Origin of the sequence: Pseudomonas sp. Kh14 (assembly GCF_900291005.1) — a bacterium.
In the GTDB taxonomy this organism is placed as follows: Bacteria; Pseudomonadota; Gammaproteobacteria; order Pseudomonadales; family Pseudomonadaceae; genus Aquipseudomonas; species Aquipseudomonas alloputida.
On the sequence record NZ_OLKJ01000037.1, the window covers coordinates 33091 to 51156 of the forward strand.

The following is an 18066-nucleotide window of genomic DNA, read 5'->3' on the forward strand; positions in this document are numbered from 1 at the left end:
AACGTCTGTTGCCAGACCTCAAACCGCGACCAGGCGCACGCTGGCGCCCTCGCCCACGCCCAGCGCGTCGGCTGCTGCCACGCTCAGGCTGACCGGCTTGCCAGGCACCCAGTCCAGGTCCAGCAACACCGCGCGGTAGTCCTGCAACAGGCCGTTGCACACCAGGTACGGGCGACCGCCTTTGGCCGGGGCCTCTTCGATCTTCACCGGCACCACCCGGCTCTGGGCGATCGAGCGGATGCCAGAGGTGCGCGCATGCAGGGTCGGGCCGCCGTCGAAGATGTCGATGTAGTGCTCGGTCTCGAAGCCTTCGCGCATGAGTATGTCGAAGGTGATCTGCGCCCGCGGATGTACCTGGCCCATGGCTTCCTGCGCCAGGTCTGGCAACAACGGCACATAGATCGGGTAATGCGGCATCAGCTCGGCGAGAAAGGTACGGCTCTTCAGGCCGCACAGGCGCTCGGCGTCGGCATAGTTGAGGTCGAAGAAGTTGCGGCCAATGGCATCCCAGAACGGCGATTCACCCTGCTCGTCGCTGAAGCCGACGATTTCGGTCACCACCGAATCGGCAAAGCGCTCCGGGTGCGCAGCCATGAACAGCAGCCGGCCGCGCGAGTTGAGCTCGGCCCAGCCACTGTTCACCAGCTCAGGCGCCACATAGAAGCTGGTCAGCAGGCTGTTGCCGGTCAGATCATGGCACAGCGACAGCACATGGATCTTGTTGTGTATCTTCAGCTCGCGTGAGGCGTGCACGAATGTTTCGTTACGAAAACTGTAGAACGGCTCAGAGTAGCCGGCCGAAGCGACGATGGCCGAGCAGCCGGCCAACTTGCCTGTTTCGCTGTCTTCAAGCACGAAAAAGTAACTCTCTTCACCGTTGAAGCTGACCTCGGCGGCGAAGGATGTCTCAGAGGCGGCAATCTTGTCGCCCAGACGAGCAGTGTCGTCCGGCAGCGAGGTGACACCAATGGGGCTGTCTGCAGCCATGCGCTGCACGTCGTTCAGATCAGCCATTTGCGCGGGGCGCATCACCAGCATGGTGTCACTCCTTTGGAATACGGGCCATTCACGTCGGCACGGAAAAACGGCAGGCACCCAGGCACCTGCACTGGAATCGGGTATCGCCGGCCCGGCGCAGCCTCGAGCTGAGGCTGCGCCGGGCCGGCGAAAAGACCACTGGCGGATCAGCCTTTGGTCAGTGTGGCCACAGCGCGTTCGAAGCGGTCCAGGCCTTCGTCGATGTCGGCGTCCTCAACCACCAGGCTTGGCGCGAAGCGGACCACGTCCGGGCCGGCCTGCAGCACCATCACGCCTTCTTTCTCGGCAGCATTGAGCACGTCCTTGGCCTTGCCTTTCCAGGCCTCGGTCAGGACACAGCCCAGCAGCAAGCCGACGCCACGCACCTGGCTGAACAGGTTGTACTGCTGGCCGATCTGTTCCAGGCGGGTTTTGAAGCGCTCGTGCTTAGCCTTGATACCGGCCAGGGTTTCCGGGGTATTGACCACATCCAGCACCGCGCAGGCAACGGCGCAGCCCAGCGGGTTGCCGCCATAGGTGGTGCCGTGGGTGCCAACGGCCAGGTGCGTGGCCAGCTCGGTGGTGGTCAGCATGGCGCCAATCGGGAAACCGCCGCCCAGGCTCTTGGCACTGGTCAGAATGTCCGGGGTCACGCCGTAGTGCTGGTAGGCATACAGCGAGCCGGTACGGCCCACGCCAGTCTGCACTTCGTCGAAGATCAGCAGAGCGTTGTGCTCGTCACACAGCTTGCGCGCGCCTTCCAGGTAGGCCTTGTCGGCCGGCACCACGCCGCTCTCGCCCTGGATCGGCTCGATCACCACGGCGCAGGTCTTGTCGGAAATCTGTGCCTTCAACGCTTCCAGGTCGTTGTACGGCACATGGCTGATACCGGTGATCTTCGGGCCAAAGCCATCGGAGTACTTCGGCTGGCCGCCCACGCTGACGGTAAACAGGGTGCGACCGTGGAAGCTGTTCAGGGTGGCGATGATTTCGTGCTTTTGCGGACCGAAGCGGTCATGCGCCACACGACGGGCCAGCTTGAAAGCGGCCTCGTTGGCCTCGGCGCCAGAGTTGCAGAAGAACGCGCGGTCGGCAAAGGTGGCGTCCACCAGCTTGTGGGCCAGGCGCAGGGCCGGCTCGTTGGTGAACACGTTGGAAACGTGCCAGAGGGTGTTGGCCTGTTCGGTCAGGGCCTTGACCAGTGCCGGGTGGCAGTGGCCCAGGGCATTGACCGCGATGCCGCCGGCAAAGTCGATCAGCTCGCGACCCGACTGGTCCCAGACACGGGAACCCTCGCCTCGCACAGGAATGAAGGCCGCCGGAGAATAGTTGGGGACCATCACCTGGTCGAAATCGGCACGTTGCACCGGGGCTTGCTCAACGGACATCTGAGTCTCCTGAAGAGGAACGCTGGCCTGGAAGTGGCGAGCGATGGGGGGATTGTAAGGACTGATCCGCGCCTGTCCTTGCGGCCAAGCGACAACTTGTTACAGCGCAAAACCCAGTTTTGACAAGGCTTTCGGCAATGCGACAAACACTGTCGCAATCGCGCAGTGTACGGGAGAGAGGGGGGCTGGGTGAACGGGTGTTCACACAGGATTGTGAGGGGACAGGATGTACGGCGATGTTGATGCGTTGGCGGGGAGATCGAGCGCCGCCCGCGCGGCGCTTCGCGGGTAAACCCGCTCCTACGCTTGTTTCGGGCCAGTCCCTCCTGCGCCCGGCGCGCGCGACCGCCTTGTTTGTTCGACGGGATATCGAGGTGTGCGCCAAGGCGTTCGCGCGCAAATGCCACAGGCATAACTGGCCCGAAACAAACGTAGGAGCAGGTTTACCCGCGAAGCGCCGCGCGGGCGGCGCTCGATTTGCGCCCCAACATCAACCTCAAGGCATACACCCCGAACCCACCCGAAATCTCAGCCCTTTTCAGCCGGCGCCGAGCTCAATTCAAACGGGCTGCTGCTGCGACGCTGGTTCCGGTCTTCCCGCGGCGTTGCACCAAAGAAGTTACGGTAGGCACTGGAAAAATGCGGCCCCGACGAGAAACCACAAGACAGCCCGATCTGGATGATCGACTTGCTGGTCTGCATCAGCATCTGCCGTGCCTTGTTCAACCGCAACTCCAGGTAGTACTGGCTGGGCACGCGGTTCAGGTACTGCTTGAAGATTCGCTCCAACTGCCGACGCGACACACACACATGCTGGGCAATTTCGTCGGTGGTCAGCGGCTCTTCGATGTTGGCTTCCATCAGCAAAACGGCCTGAGTCAGCTTGGGGTGACTCGAGCCCAGGCGGTTCTGCAGCGGAATACGCTGGCGCTCGCCACCCTCGCGGATGCGCTCTACCACCAGCTCTTCCGACACCGCCCCGGCCAACTCCGCCCCGTGATCCCGCGCCAGCACCGCCAGCAGCAGGTCGGTCACGGCCATACCGCCGCAGGCGGTCAGACGGTCGCGATCCCAATCGAACAGGTGGCTGGTGGCAATCACCTTGGGGAAGCGTTCGGCAAAGTCATCCTGCCAGCGCCAGTGCACGGCTGCCCGGTACCCATCGAGCAGGCCCAGCATGGCCAGCGGATACACCCCGGCCGACAGACCACCGATCAGGCAACCACTGCGCGCCAGTTGCTTGAGCGCCGCTGAAAAGGCAGCCCCCATCGCCGCAGGCGGCTCGTCGGCCAGCAGAAATAGCTTGTGGCAGCCCTCCAGGCGGCCGGTCCACGGCTCGCCAGGCAGCCGCCAGACGCCTTCCTGCGCAGGCTCGGCCTGCAGGAAGACCAACTCGTAGACCACATCCGGATGCACACGCTGCGCCACCAGCAACACTTCCTCGGCCAACGCCAGGGTCAAAGGCCTGGTGCTGGGCCAGATGAGAAAACCGATTCGCTGGGTGGTCATAGGGTGCGGTCCGAAACCTGAGGTCGTTCGAGTCTGTGCGCCGGGTCAGGCTGCGCTCGCCGCGCAGCATGCCCTATTCTGGTGCAAAAATGCAGCTTTTACTTCAGGCTGCCGGAGAGGAACTGCTTCAAGCGCTCCGACTGCGGGTTGGCCAGCACTTCACGTGGGCAGCCGGTTTCTTCCACCAGGCCTTTGTGCAGGAACACCAACTGGTTGGACACCTCGCGGGCAAAGCCCATTTCGTGGGTCACCACCACCATGGTCCGACCTTCCTGGGCCAGCGCCTGCATCACCTTCAGCACATCACCCACCAGCTCAGGGTCAAGCGCCGAGGTCGGCTCGTCGAACAGCATGACCTCCGGCTCCATGGCCAGCGCCCGGGCAATTGCCACACGTTGTTGCTCCCCCCCCGACATATGCCCGGGGAAGGCATCCTTGCGATGAGCAACCCCCACCTTGGCCAGGTAGTGCTCGGCCTTTTCCAGGGCTTCCTTCTTGTTCACGCCCAGCACGTGCACTGGCGCTTCGATGATGTTCTCAAGCGCAGTCATGTGCGACCACAGGTTGAAGTGCTGAAACACCATCGACAGGCGCGAGCGCATGCGTTGCAATTGACGCGGGTCGGCGGCCTTCAACGCGCCATCCTTGCCGGGGACCAGCTTCAGTTCTTCGTTGTTGAGCAGGATCTTGCCGGCGTGCGGCTGCTCCAGCAGGTTGATGCAGCGCAGGAAGGTCGACTTGCCCGAACCGCTGGAGCCGATGATGCTGATGACGTCGCCGGCCTTGGCCGCCAGCGACACGCCCTTGAGCACTTCGTGACTGCCGTAGCGCTTGTGCAGGTCTTGGACTTCGAGTTTGTACATGCTGTCGATTCTCACAAAGCGGTCAGTGCTTGCGCGGCGCCAGGTAGCCGAGCCAGCGGCGTTCGGCCATCTTGAACAGGCGCACCAGGATGAAGGTCAGGCACAGGTAGAACACGCCCGCCGTGATATAGGCCTCGAAAGGCAGGTAGTACTGGGCATTGACCGTGCGCGCAGCACCGGTGATGTCGATCAGGGTGACGATCGACGCCAGGCTGGTGGTCTGCAGCATCATGATCACTTCATTGCTGTACTGCGGCAGTGCCCGACGCAATGCCGAAGGCAGCAGGATGCGGCGGTACATTTTCATGCGCGACATCCCCATGGCCTTGGCGGCCTCGATCTCGCCATGCGGCGTCGCCTTGAGGCTGCCGGCAATGATTTCGGCGGTATAGGCACTGGTATTGATGCCGAACGCCAGGCAGGCGCAGAAGGTGGCGCTGGACAGCAGCGGCCAGAAGATACTCTCGCGCACCGCCTCGAACTGGGCCAGGCCGTAGTAGATCAGGAACAGCTGCACCAGCATCGGTGTGCCACGGATGACGTAGGTGTACAGCCATGCAGCAAGGTTGATCACCGGCTGCCTGGATACCCGCATCAGGCCCAGCGGAATGGCTGCCAACAGGCCGAAGAAAAGCGAAATCGCCAGCAGCTTCAGGGTGGTCAGCAAACCGCCGAAGTACATCGGCAGCGCTTCCCAGACGACGTTGTAGTCGAAGATCATAGTTCAGCCACCTTGACGCCCACCGAGTAGCGGCGCTCCAGATACTTCAGGGCCAGCAGCGAAACACTGGTCAGCACCAGGTACAGCGCCGCCACTGCCAGGAAGAAGGTGAAGGGTTCGCGGGTGGCGTCAGCCGCCTGCTTGGCCTTGAACATCATGTCCTGCAGGCCAACGACCGAAATCAGCGCAGTAGCCTTGGTCAGCACCAGCCAGTTGTTGGTGAAGCCCGGAATGGCCAGGCGAATCATTTGCGGTACCTGGATGCGGAAGAACACTTGGCGGGGGCTCATGCCATACGCCACGCCCGCCTCGGCCTGGCCTTTGGGAATGCCCAGGAAGGCCCCACGGAAGGTTTCCGAGAGGTAGGCGCCAAAGATGAAGCCCAGGGTACCGATACCTGCGATCAGCGGGTTCAGATCGATATAGTCTTCGTAGCCGAGCAGCGGCGCCACCCGGTTGATGATGTCTTGCCCGCCGTAGAAGATCAGCAGGATCAGGACCAGGTCCGGAATACCACGGATCACCGTGGAATACAGATCGCCCAGCCAGGCCAACCAGCGCACTGGCGACAAACGCAGCGCCACACCGATCAGGCCGAGCACGATGGCCAGGGCCATCGACGACAGGGCGAGCTGTAGCGTCAGCCACGCCCCGTCGAGGATGACTGCCCCGTAGCCTTTCAACATGATGAGGTCCTCGACCTAGAGAATGAAAAATGGTGCAAACCTCAGAGCCTCTGCTGTTTGCACCATTGCACAGGTGAAACCCGACGTCTTACTTCGAGTCTGGACCGTAGATGTCGAAATTGAAGTACTTGCTTTCGATTTCTTTGTACTTGCCGTTGGCACGGATGGCGTCGATCGCCGCGTTGATGCGGTCGACATTGGCCTTGTCACCCTTGCGTACGGCAATACCGATACCGTCACCGAAGTACTTGGCGTCGGTGAAGGCCGGGCCTACGAACGCGAAGCCCTTGCCGGCGTCAGTCTTGAGGAAGCCGTCTTCCAGCAGGGTGGCATCAGCCACGGTGCCGTCGAGGCGGCCAGCTGCGACGTCCAGGTAGATTTCGTTCTGGGTGCCGTAAGGCACCACGGTGGCACCTTTGGCGCCCAGCACTTCCTTGGCGAAGCGGTCGTGAATGGAGCCGCGCTGCACGCCGATCTTCTTGCCTTTCAGTTCGTCCAGGCTGTCGCTGACGGTGGTGCCGTCCTTCATGACCAGGCGCGCCGGAGTCAGGTAGTAGCGCTTGGTGAAGTCGACCGACTTCTTGCGGTCATCGGTGATCGACATGGACGACAGGATGGCGTCGATCTTGCGCACTTTCAGCGCCGGGATCAGGCCGTCGAACTCCTGCTCGACCCAGGTACACTTGGTTTTCATCTCTTCGCACAGCGCGTTGCCGATATCGTAGTCAAAGCCGGCAATGCTGCCGTCAGGTTGCTTGAAGGCGAAGGGTGGGTAGGCAGCTTCGATGCCGATTTTCAGCGGTTTTTCAGCAGCCTGCGACACCAGGGAAAACACAGACAGCGCCAGGGCGCCAAGCAGTGCGAGCTTCTTCATCAGGTAACTCCATCGGTACGGGGCAATACAAGGCAGGTAACGGCTGCCCGATATGCGAATGAGTACAACGCGAGCCGCGCAGGGTTCGACCAAGGCCGCATACCACGAGCGAGTGAGTGGCATTTTAACGACAGCCCGGTAGTCGATATTTCTTCAAAGCGACAACTACTTATAGAAGCGCCTGAAACCGCCGCGGGCGATGTTGACAGCCAATGCAGAATATGCAATGGCGCAAGAAATAGAACCTATAGACCTAGCAATTCCTGGGCCTATTATTGGCAAAGCCTTGTACGACGGCAAGTGCAGCGTGCTTTGATGCACAAAATGCTGACTCCTATGCACCGAAACGGGCCGGAATTGTTTCCTGGCGCCCCGAACCTGTGCAGGACCGGTGACAGAACGGTAACCGATGATTGTCGGGTAACAATGCAAGAGCGGGCTTGCCCGCGAATGCGTGAGGTCAGGGGACAGCTTAGCCTGAACTGGCGCATTCGCGGGCAAGCCCGCTCCTACAGGGGGTATTGCCGGGAAGGGGTTAGGCCGAAGCCAGGTTCATCGCCTTGTGGGTATCGATCAGGTGCTGCACCACACCTGGGTCGGCCAAGGTCGAGATATCGCCCAGGGCGTCGTACTCACCGGTGGCGATCTTGCGCAGGATGCGGCGCATGATCTTGCCCGAGCGGGTCTTCGGCAGCCCCGGCGCCCACTGGATCACATCCGGCGAAGCAATCGGGCCGATCTCCTTGCGCACCCAGTTCTTCAGCTCCAGGCGCAATTGCTCGCTGGCCTCGATGCCGGCATTGAGGGTGACATACACATAAATGCCCTGCCCTTTGATGTCATGCGGCACGCCAACCACTGCAGCCTCGGCAACCTTCGAGTGCGCGACCATGGCGCTTTCGATCTCGGCAGTGCCCATGCGGTGGCCGGACACGTTGAGCACGTCATCCACACGGCCGGTGATCCAGTAGTAACCGTCCTCGTCGCGGCGCGCACCGTCGCCGGTGAAGTACATGCCACGGAAGGTCTTGAAGTAGGTGTCGACGAAGCGGTCATGGTCGCCGTACAGCGAACGCGACTGGCCCGGCCAGGAGTCGAGGATTACCAGGTTGCCTTCGGCAGCACCGTCGATCAGGTTGCCCAGGTTATCGACCAGTGCAGGCACCACACCGAAGAACGGGCGGGTTGCCGAACCCGGCTTGAGGCCGGTGGCACCAGGCAGCGGGCTGATCAGGATGCCGCCGGTCTCGGTCTGCCACCAGGTGTCGACGATCGGGCAACGCTCCTTGCCGACGGTCTTGTAGTACCAGTTCCAGGCTTCAGGGTTGATCGGCTCACCCACCGATCCCAGCAGGCGCAGACTGGAACCGTCGGCGCCCTCAACAGCTGCCTGCCCTTCAGCCATCATGGCGCGAATGGCAGTTGGCGCCGTGTAGAGGATGTTGACCTTGTGCTTGTCGACAATCTTCGATACGCGGGTAATGTCCGGGTAGTTGGGCACGCCTTCGAACAGCAAGGTGGTGGCGCCGTTGGCCAGCGGGCCGTAGACGATATAGCTGTGGCCTGTGACCCAACCGACGTCCGCGGTGCACCAGTACACCTCTCCCGGGCGGTAATCGAACACGCGTTCATGGGTCAGCGCGGCGTAAACCAGGTAACCGCCTGTGGTGTGCAGCACGCCCTTCGGCTTGCCGGTGGAGCCGGAGGTATAAAGGATGAACAGCGCCTCTTCAGCGCCCATTTCTTTGGGTGCACAGTGGCTGGAGGCCACTTTCATCAGGTCTTCGTACCAGATGTCGCGGTGCTGGTGCCAGGCAATATCGCCACCGGTGCGCTTGCACACGATGATTTTCTGAACGCTGCTGGTTTCAGGGTTGGTCAGCGCCAGGTCGACGTTGGCCTTGAGCGGGGTACGGCGGCCACCACGCACGCCTTCGTCGGCAGTGATCACCACCTTGGACTTGCAGTCGATGATACGGCCAGCCAGCGCCTCGGGCGAGAAGCCGCCGAACACCACCGAGTGAATCGCACCAATGCGTGCACAGGCCAGCATGGCGACCACCGCTTCGGGGATCATCGGCATATAGATGGTGACCACGTCACCGCGGTGCACATCCTGGCCACGCAGGGCGTTGGCGAACTTGCAGACCTGCTCGTGCAACTCGCGGTAAGTGATGTTGCGGTGCTCGGAAGGGTCGTCACCTTCCCAGATGATGGCCAACTGGTCACCGCGCTCTTCAAGGTGGCGGTCCAGGCAGTTGGAGGAAACGTTCAGAGTGCCGTCGGCGAACCATTTGATATCGACATGGTGGTCGTCGAAGGAGGTCTGTTTGACCTTGGTGAACGGCTTGATCCAGTCGATACGCTGGGCCTGCTCGCGCCAGAAGCCGTCCGGGTTGATCACCGATTGCTGGTACATGGCCTTGTAGGTGGCCTCGTCGGTCAGGGTAGTGGCCGCAACCTCGGGACGAACGGGATACAGTGGAGCCGCACTCATCTGTGTTACCTCGGTGTAATAGTTGTTTTTGTATGGAACCGTTTGTAACTGTACCAGAGCGACAAAAGCCATTCGACGTTGGTAGTAATTTGGTACACCCGTTCCGGCAAAACGCTCTGGCGCGGGCATTACAGCCTTGCCGACGAAAAAATGAGGGGTTTGCCACAGGATTGTTACAGATTCTGTCAAAACACTTTATCAAAACACCCACTGTTTCAGCATCGGCCACCGCCATAAAATTCACCTCGCCAGCAACGGCAAGGCGATTAACAACTGGTAACAGCCCCCACGAAGGCAAGCGTTAATCCCCCTCTAATCCCAATAGTTAAAACTCGCTGTACTCGCGGCGCCATAAGCGCCGCGTGCCCCCTCACGACCTTAGACAGGTAAATAGAAAATGAAAGCTTTACTGGTATTGGTACTTGGCAGTCTTTGCGGCGCGGCGATGGCCGGCGAAGCCAAAGATGCCGAGCAGATTCCGGTTGAACAGTACAGTTACTCGCAGCACCTGGACATTGCTCGCGTCATTTCCATGAGCGAAGTGCCTAATGTGTGCGAAGTCGTGCCCGCCCGCATGACCTACGAGGACTCCAAGGGCCAAACGCACATTCTCGAATACCGCGTGATGGGGAACGGCTGCTCTAACGGCTGATACCTTGTGAATTGGGGGCCTGCGGGCCCCTTCGCGGGTGAACCCGCTCCTACGGGTACCACGCAAACCATGAATGTGGCGCGGTACCAGCGGGTTCACCCGCGAAGCATTCACCACCTGATTAACAGGCTATTAACTTACAGCCATTTAATCAGTCGACTTGCCCAACGAATAATCCCTCAACTTGTTGGCAATCGTGGTATGCGAAACACCCAGTCTTTTGCCCAAGGCCCGACTACTGGGAAACTCCCCCATCAAACTTTCCAGCACCGCCTTTTCAAAGCGCCCTACTATCTGCGAAAGATCCCCTTCCAGCGAAAACTCGCCCAACGGTTGCCGCACGCCATAATCAGGCAAACGAATATGCTCGCTTTTAACTACGCCGCCGTCACATAACGAAACCGCCTGGAACAAAACGTTTTCCAACTGCCTTACATTACCTGGCCAGTGATACTGCCCAAGTTTGTCCATTGCCGCCGGTGCCAGGCGCGGCATGGCGCAGCCAATCTGCCGACTGGCCTGATCGAGAAAATGCTGCACCAACCCCTCCAGACCATCCATGCATTCGCGCAAAGGCGGAATGTGCAGCGACAGTACATTGAGCCGGTGATACAGGTCCTGGCGAAACTCGCCACGGGCACACAACTCGGACAAATCAACCTGGGTTGCACAAATCACCCGCACATCCAGGTAGACCTCTTCATCGCTACCTACCCGACGAAAGCAGCCGTCCTGCAGAAAGCGCAGCAGCTTCACCTGCAAGCGCGGGCTCATCTCCCCTACCCCGTCAAGGAACAGCGTGCCGCCTGCAGTCAACTCCAGCAGCCCCAGCTTGCCTTCGGCCCGTGCCCCTTCGAATGCCCCAGGGCCGTAACCGAACAGCTCGGTCTCGGCCATCGACTCGGGCAACCCGGCGCAGTTGAGCGCCATCAGCGGCGACTGTCCACGGGGGCTGGCCAGGTGGCAGGCACGCGCCAGCAACTCCTTGCCGGTACCGGTTTCGCCCTCGATCAACAACGGTGCATCCAGCGGCGCCATGCGCCGCGCTTCACGCACCACGGCAGCCATCACCCGCGAGCTCTGGAAGATGCTGTCGAAGCCACGCAGCTCTTGCTTGCGCACATTGTAGATACGCTCGCCGATCCGGTCGGCGCGGTGCAGGGTAAGCACCGCGCCGGCCAGCGCCTCGCTGTCATCGTGCTCGGACTGCAGCGGTGCGATATCGGCCAGGAACACATCGCCTTTGACTTTGATGCGCAAGCCGTTGATGCGCGACTTGTTGGCCCGCACCAGCTCTGGTAGATCGAAGTCTTCCACGTAGCGCGCCAGCGGCATGCCCGGCACCTCATCAACCCGCACGCCAAGCAACTGCGCGGCTGCACGGTTGGCGGCAACGATGCTGCCGCCCATGTCGATCGACAACACCGGAAAATCCAGCGCCCCCAGCAACGCATTCAGCTCCATGTGCCGGCGTTCGCTGGGCATCAGGCCCACACGCTTTACGCCGAATACCCCGGCGATCGCCTCGAACTTCGGCCGCAGGGCCTGAAATTGCAGGTTGATCAGGTTCGGGCAGTGCAGGTAGATGGCGTTGCCATGATCACCGCCGACCTCACCGCGCAGCACGTTGATGCCGTACTCCACCAGCAGGTTGAGGATGTCGCGCAGGATGCCAATGCGGTTCTGGCAATGGACTTTGATACGCATGAGGGCTCTCGAAGCGCTGATGTTTTTCAACACCGCGCAGAAAAGTCGTAAAGATAAGCTGACAAAAACTGCGTTTACGCCAGCCAGATGCCTCGAATTTTCCGACACTTGCCGCGTTTTGTAAAATTATCGTTACGAAAAGCCGCATTGGCCCCCTCCGCGGCCGAGCCCCGCCCCCGTGCAAAACCGCTGGCGAAGGGATATTCCTTTAGGCATGTCCTGTACATAACAAGAAAAGCCCTCACCAGGAGAGCCTCATGAAACAGACGCAATACGTGGCACGCGAGCCCGATGCGCATGGTTTTATCGATTACCCGCAGCAAGAGCATGCGGTTTGGAACACCTTGATCACCCGCCAGCTGAAAGTGATCGAAGGCCGTGCGTGCCAAGAGTACCTGGACGGCATCGACCAGCTGAAATTGCCGCATGACCGCATTCCGCAACTGGGCGAGATCAACAAGGTGCTGGGTGCCACCACCGGCTGGCAGGTTGCCCGGGTTCCGGCGCTGATCCCCTTCCAGACCTTCTTCGAATTGCTGGCCAGCAAGCGCTTTCCGGTTGCCACCTTCATCCGCACCCCGGAAGAGCTGGACTACCTGCAAGAGCCGGATATCTTCCACGAAATCTTCGGCCACTGCCCGCTGCTGACCAATCCCTGGTTCGCCGAGTTCACTCACACCTACGGCAAGCTCGGCCTCGCCGCGACCAAGGAACAACGCGTGTACCTGGCGCGCCTGTACTGGATGACCATCGAGTTTGGCCTGATGGAAACCGCGCAAGGCCGCAAAATCTATGGCGGCGGCATCCTCTCGTCACCGAAAGAGACCGTCTACAGTCTGTCTGACGAGCCCGAGCACCAGGCCTTCGACCCGATCGAGGCCATGCGTACGCCCTACCGCATCGACATTCTGCAACCGGTGTATTTCGTGCTGCCGAACATGAAGCGCCTGTTCGACCTGGCCCACGAGGACATCATGGGTATGGTCCACAAAGCCATGCAGCTGGGTCTGCACGCACCGAAGTTTCCACCCAAGGTCGCTGCCTGAGCGATCTTGCCGATAACAACTCGAACCGGAAAACACCTCATGAATGCCTTGAACCAAGCCCATTGCGAAGCCTGCCGCGCCGATGCACCGAAGGTCACCGACGAAGAGCTGGCCGAGCTGATCCGCGAAATCCCGGACTGGAACATCGAAGTACGTGACGGCCACATGGAGCTGGAGCGCGTGTTCCTGTTCAAGAACTTCAAGCACGCCCTTGCGTTCACCAATGCCGTGGGCGAAATCGCCGAAGCCGAAGGCCACCACCCAGGGCTGCTGACTGAATGGGGCAAGGTCACCGTGACCTGGTGGAGCCACTCGATCAAAGGCCTGCACCGCAACGACTTCATCATGTGCGCACGCACTGACAAAGTGGCGGAAACGGCTGAAGGCCGGAAGTAAACACCAGAAAGAAGGGGCCAGAGGCCCCTTTTTTCATGGGGCATATGTGCGCTGTTCGCCCGCAAAACCGACAAACGACCGGGAAAAAAACCAAACTGTCATCCAGACTTGTGTATCCTGCCCCAGCTTTTTGAAGCTACAAACGCGCCTGGCGCAGACTTTTCACTCACACTTGCGAGGAACGACGAGATGCATGAAATCCCGAATCTTCCCTTCCCAAGCCTGAACCCAGAAGAGCCATCCGTGACCGTTCACGCCGAACCGGCAGCTGCCGCCGAGCAGGATGGTGACGATCAATCCAGCGCTGACCAGGAATAACTGCGCATCCCCGATTGTGTGAAAACGGCTGACCTGCGGGCTACCCCCGTCATCACGTTTTCACACCGTCTAAAATCAACGTTGTAACAACCCACTACCACCTGCCCCGCCCCTCCCCCACACAGACTCGTGCCTCCAACCGCAAAGAGGCAGAGCCATGTCATCCATCACTGACGCCGCCGACCTACTCGCCCGGATAGACACGCTGGACGCCGAGAGCGTGCGCCTGCACAGCGACCTGTCCGGTCCAATGGACCTGGCCACATCGCTGCGCGAACATTTCAACCAGGCCCTGGGCTTCACGGACCTGTTCCCCGTCGACCTGAGCGATCATGACCTGCGCCAACAACTGACCGCAGCTTTCGCCAGTGAACCGGCGCGTGAGCACTTCAACCGCACCCTGCGACGCCCCGCCGGCAGCCAAGTAGAGGCGAACCTGGTGGCGACCTTGCAGGCAAAACTGGCCCATATCGTGATCACGGCAACCGATGCCTCACTGATCGCCGGGTTGAACGAAGGCCTGCCCTACCCATGGCCCTATGCCAGTTGCAGCCTTGCCCAGGCACTCTGGGCTCGCCGGGTATGCCTGACCCAGCGTGACTGCTTCGTAGCGGCCGCCTTGCTGCTGTACCCCAGTTTGCCAACTACCCCCCAGCCCCCTCGATCGGCCTCCCGTCCACTGGTGCTGGACAACTACCTGGACCTGCCCACACTGGCCAGACACCTGCTGAAGCCTCCAGCCGGTGTTCACCTTGCCGTACACCTGTTCAACGCCCTCGGTGCGACAGTCTATGCACAAGGCAGGCGTTACCGCCCGCCCACTGCCCGCGAACGGGAGGCAGGCATAACCCCTGATCAAAATGGAAAGGCGTTTCTCCCAGGCCCGGCCTTGAATGCGCCAGCGGCGCAAGCGCTCGACGCCCTGCTGCATTCGTCCATGTTCAGCCGATGGGCCGGCGAACTGGCCGCCTCGGCAGAATGGGATGCCAGCTCCGATCACTTGGCCTTGGCCGAACAAACCTTGATCGACGTGTTGTACCCACCCGATGACCGCCAGCCGGGGCTGATCATGGCTTTCGATCTGTTCAGCCCGGACAATGCCACGCTCCCCGTTGAGGAAATCCGCCTTGACCTGATCAACAGTGTGCAAATCCGTCTCGCCTGCACCCCGGCGATTGCGCAACTGGCCGGTGAGCTGCTGATGCGCCGCTTCGCGCCCGAACTACTGCTCAGTGGCTACCCGGCCGATTTCAGCTTCGAGCCCGACCTGCGCTGGGCCAGCGTCCGTCAGGGAGCCCTGATACTCAGCGCCCGCCAGCAACCGATGACCTTCGACAACGCAGAAGAGGTCATGCGCCAGGCCCTGCAAGAGAATGACCCCGTTCCCGAAGAAGCACTGCGCCAGACGCTGGCGGTGTGGGCCCCCTTGCGCGGATCATTCGAACTCCCCCCGCCCTGGTCGCACCAGCAATGGCAATTGGCGTTGCATCGCTACCTGGCGGTCAGGGACGTTGAAAGCCTCAATGATCTCCCGGACCGCTTCGAGGAGGCGCGTCGTCAGTTGCTCCAGAGCCGGATAGCGCCAGAGTCGCGCAATGCGGATGGCCAGGTGCACCTGCTGATGTACCTTGACCATGGCGCAGGCTACCGAGGCAATCCCCGCTTGCCGGACGTGACCGCCTGGTATGAAGTGGCCTTCGGCGCTTGGGAACAGCGTGCCATCAACGTCTATCAAGCTATCCTGCACCGCTGCTTGAGCCACCTGCCGGAAGATATCAAGGACCGCCTGCGTGATGGCCACTGGACCGCCTATGCCGTGACCTGGCCGATCTACGTGGGCCCTGATAACCGACCTGAGTACGGCTCCAGCCCCAGAGCGGACTGGCACATGCAGACGGCCACCCAGGGTTTCGTCGTACATGCCCCCGGCACAGAGGGCGATTGGCTTTACGAGCTGTTCCCCGAACGGCTGCACTGGCAAGCCCACTTCGTTACCCACACAGCGCCGACGCGCCTGGCCGAGCAATTGACGCTGCTCTACAGCGAATACAACCAATCACGACTGCCGTGGATCGCTGCTGACTTTCCTGCCTTGCGACCCGTGCTCATCGCCCCCACGCAAGATCGCCTCGACTCACTGGCCAGGCATTACGCCAGCGATATCGCCTTGGGCAATCGGGATGCTTTGCATGCACTGGGCAAAGGCGCTACCCCGCATGAACAATTCCTGGCCAGGCGCCAGTCCGTGAGCACTGGGCGCTACTTGCAACGGTTGTTTTCCAACCTGATACCGGGCTTGAGTTGCCTGAACCCAGAGGATGGCAGCGATGCCCTGGCTTGCGTCCTGGACATCGCCGCGCTGAAAGGCGCGGCAGTCACGCTCGGTGGACGGGCCTTCAAACCATTGGCCAAGCTTCCCGGCGTGCTGGGCCAAAGCGCCAACACCGCACGCCTGAACGCCGCGCGTGCCGCCCGACGCTGGAGCAGCATCCCCATCACGCCCGACTTCAGCGAGCGCATTACCCCGCCCAAGCGCTGGCGCAGCGCGCCCGAACTGACGATGGTCGCCCCCGAATCCCGGGAACTCATGACGCAGCGAAGGGTACTCCCGGGCCAGACGCCCGATGCCGTACTACTTGACCAGATACCCGGCAGCCATGGTCCGGTGCCACGCGAGCTGCCCGAGACAGCCACACTGATCCCCCGCGACAATGCCACGGTCGATGCAATCATTCATGGCGCCGCCTATCGCCTTCAAACACCGAACACCTCGGGGCTGCTACGTCGGGTTGCGCATGAGCCGCTACTCGGCCAGCCGCCCACCATGGTGCCGCCGCCTTACCCCGGCGGCGAAGCGCGAATGGCCCTGAGCTTCTCGCCTTTGCCCAATGACGCCGGCACACCCGCATTCGGACAACAGGTCAGTCACGCCTTCCAAACCGTGCGAATCGAGCCGGTACCGATTCGTTACCGCCCCCAGCACACGCGCTTCGACATCTGGGCGCAGGTCATGGTGCGCGAGGGCAAGGTCGTCGTACACGCCCCTAATAACCCCAAGCGATTGAAGCCCTTGCCCGCCGAAGAAAACCAGTTACGCCTTGGCGTCATCTCGCCTCCCGTGTACCACAGGCGCATCGTGGTCGACCCATCGCCTGAACTACGCTTTGGCTTGCCTGCGGACATGCCGATCGAGCAAGTCAGGCAGATTACCGACTACTGCCCTCCCGTGCGCCTGGGCGGGCTGGCGCGGACCATCCCCGACCGCCGCACCCTGCGCGGCGCATTGATCGACTGGCGCGGTGAGCAGTGGTTGATCGTCGAGGCCGATCTGGGGGTATTCTATGGCGCCCCCCATCAGCCCTGGGCGTGGCAGACAAGGCTGCTGGATGCCCCGGCCCTGCCAGCTTCGCTGCCACATCCGCCCAGAGGGCTGCGTCGCAAGTTCGAGAGAATCACCGACCACGAGGCCATCGAACGGTACCTGGAAATCAGCGAAACCTACCGCATCGTCGCCGAGCGTCCCAACCTGCAGCGCGATATCGATAACGTGGCCAGATTGCTGCGCGACTGGATAGAACAAGGGCGAACATGGCAGCCCCGCCGCCCCTCGCCCTACCTGCAGTTCATCGAAGCCATGGAGTCGCGCCTGCTCCCGGCATACGCGCGCAACATTCTCACGCAGAGCACGGCCCAGGACGCTTTGGCGGGCCCCGCCAGTCGCGGCATTGCAGCGTTGAACCGGGAGATAATCCCGATCTGGAGGCAGTTCCACAGCACCAGCGCCGCAGACCGCCAACACATCCTTGGCGTACTGGACGATCTGCTACCTGCGCGCGGCGCCACTACCCCTTACACACCGGCAGCAGGTGCACAGTCGCTCGACGACAACGCGATGGCTGCCTTGCGTCAGCACCTCTACCCAGTCAACCTGGCCTTTGCCAGCGTCACGCTGAAGGACCATAGCCGCGTGGTGTTCTTCGCCCTGTCAGGCAGCCCTGGCCGCCGCGCATTGGATATCACCCCGACGCCCCGCCTCACACCGGCAGTGGAATATGTCGATGCACGTCAGGTTAACCAGTCTTTCCCGCCAGACCCGCGGTTTACCGAGCTGCCAATCCTGCGGCGCGCAGATTTCCTGTGGACGCGCGTCCATAAGCGACATCTCGATGCCGAACGACACATCGCCAGCGCGCTGAACCGCAGACTGCTTCACCGCCACACCGAGGTCGAGCGTATCGATGTCTTCACAATGCTCGACTCCTGTCGCTCCTGTGGCGGCTTCGTCCTGCCGCGCTTGCGGCTGGATTACCCGCAAGCCGAGTTCAGTGTGACCTGGATGCTCGATTACACCAACTGACTACAGGCTGACAGCTTCGCCCGCAAATACCCTTG

The 18066-nt window shown here is 61.3% G+C and carries 14 protein-coding genes; 5 read left to right on the plus strand and 9 right to left on the minus strand.

Going from position 1 to position 18066, the window contains the following annotated elements; genetic code table 11:
* Positions 1–18 precede the first annotated feature (18 nt).
* From aruF to acs, 8 genes are all read right to left on the minus strand, one after another.
* Positions 19–1038, minus strand: a complete 1020-nt coding sequence (aruF, locus tag FQ668_RS21225) for an arginine/ornithine succinyltransferase subunit alpha (RefSeq protein ID WP_012051578.1) — start codon at positions 1036–1038, stop codon at positions 19–21.
* Positions 1039–1184: 146 nt separating this feature from the next.
* Complete coding sequence (locus FQ668_RS21230; protein WP_014590102.1) at positions 1185–2405, minus strand: aspartate aminotransferase family protein; 1221 nt, start codon at positions 2403–2405, stop codon at positions 1185–1187.
* Positions 2406–2933: 528 nt separating this feature from the next.
* On the minus strand, positions 2934–3914 hold the full coding sequence (argR, locus tag FQ668_RS21245) for a transcriptional regulator ArgR (protein ID WP_014590101.1): 981 nt from the start codon (positions 3912–3914) through the stop codon (positions 2934–2936).
* Between the two features lie 98 nt (positions 3915–4012).
* Entirely contained in the window at positions 4013–4777 is a 765-nt protein-coding gene (aotP, locus tag FQ668_RS21250) for an arginine/ornithine transport ATP-binding protein AotP (protein WP_014590100.1), read from the minus strand.
* Positions 4778–4799: 22 nt separating this feature from the next.
* Complete coding sequence (locus FQ668_RS21255; protein WP_014590099.1) at positions 4800–5498, minus strand: ABC transporter permease; 699 nt, start codon at positions 5496–5498, stop codon at positions 4800–4802.
* Positions 5495–6184 (minus strand): ABC transporter permease, encoded by a 690-nt coding sequence (locus FQ668_RS21260; protein WP_003254523.1) that lies wholly within the window; start codon positions 6182–6184, stop codon positions 5495–5497. Before FQ668_RS21260 ends, FQ668_RS21255 begins: the two co-directional genes overlap by 4 nt.
* An 88-nt stretch (positions 6185–6272) precedes the next feature.
* The gene (locus FQ668_RS21265) at positions 6273–7058 is read right to left on the minus strand and encodes an ABC transporter substrate-binding protein (protein ID WP_003254524.1); all 786 of its coding nucleotides are present in this window, start codon (positions 7056–7058) and stop codon (positions 6273–6275) included.
* A gap of 535 nt (positions 7059–7593) precedes the next feature.
* On the minus strand, positions 7594–9555 hold the full coding sequence (gene acs, locus FQ668_RS21270; protein ID WP_003254525.1) for an acetate--CoA ligase: 1962 nt from the start codon (positions 9553–9555) through the stop codon (positions 7594–7596).
* A gap of 397 nt (positions 9556–9952) precedes the next feature.
* Between acs and FQ668_RS21275 the strand changes: the two genes are divergently transcribed.
* Entirely contained in the window at positions 9953–10207 is a 255-nt protein-coding gene (locus tag FQ668_RS21275; RefSeq protein ID WP_014590098.1) for a DUF2790 domain-containing protein, read from the plus strand.
* A gap of 147 nt (positions 10208–10354) precedes the next feature.
* Here the strand turns inward: FQ668_RS21275 and FQ668_RS21280 are convergent, their stop codons facing one another.
* On the minus strand, positions 10355–11914 hold the full coding sequence (locus FQ668_RS21280; protein WP_014590097.1) for a sigma-54-dependent phenylalanine hydroxylase transcriptional regulator PhhR: 1560 nt from the start codon (positions 11912–11914) through the stop codon (positions 10355–10357).
* A gap of 257 nt (positions 11915–12171) precedes the next feature.
* Between FQ668_RS21280 and phhA the strand changes: the two genes are divergently transcribed.
* The 4 genes from phhA to FQ668_RS21300 all read left to right on the plus strand — a co-directional run bounded on the left by phhA (position 12172) and on the right by FQ668_RS21300 (position 18031).
* Positions 12172–12960: a phenylalanine 4-monooxygenase gene (gene phhA, locus FQ668_RS21290; protein ID WP_003254528.1), complete on the plus strand. Its 789-nt coding sequence runs from the start codon at positions 12172–12174 to the stop codon at positions 12958–12960.
* A gap of 39 nt (positions 12961–12999) precedes the next feature.
* Complete coding sequence (locus FQ668_RS21295) at positions 13000–13356, plus strand: 4a-hydroxytetrahydrobiopterin dehydratase (RefSeq protein WP_003254532.1); 357 nt, start codon at positions 13000–13002, stop codon at positions 13354–13356.
* 189 nt (positions 13357–13545) lie between these two features.
* Positions 13546–13674: a hypothetical protein gene (locus FQ668_RS29070; protein ID WP_003254533.1), complete on the plus strand. Its 129-nt coding sequence runs from the start codon at positions 13546–13548 to the stop codon at positions 13672–13674.
* A 157-nt stretch (positions 13675–13831) separates the two neighbouring features.
* Positions 13832–18031 carry a deaminase domain-containing protein gene (locus FQ668_RS21300; protein ID WP_019437592.1) on the plus strand — a complete coding sequence of 1400 codons (4200 nt, stop codon included), beginning with the start codon at positions 13832–13834 and terminating at the stop codon, positions 18029–18031.
* Positions 18032–18066 lie beyond the last annotated feature (35 nt).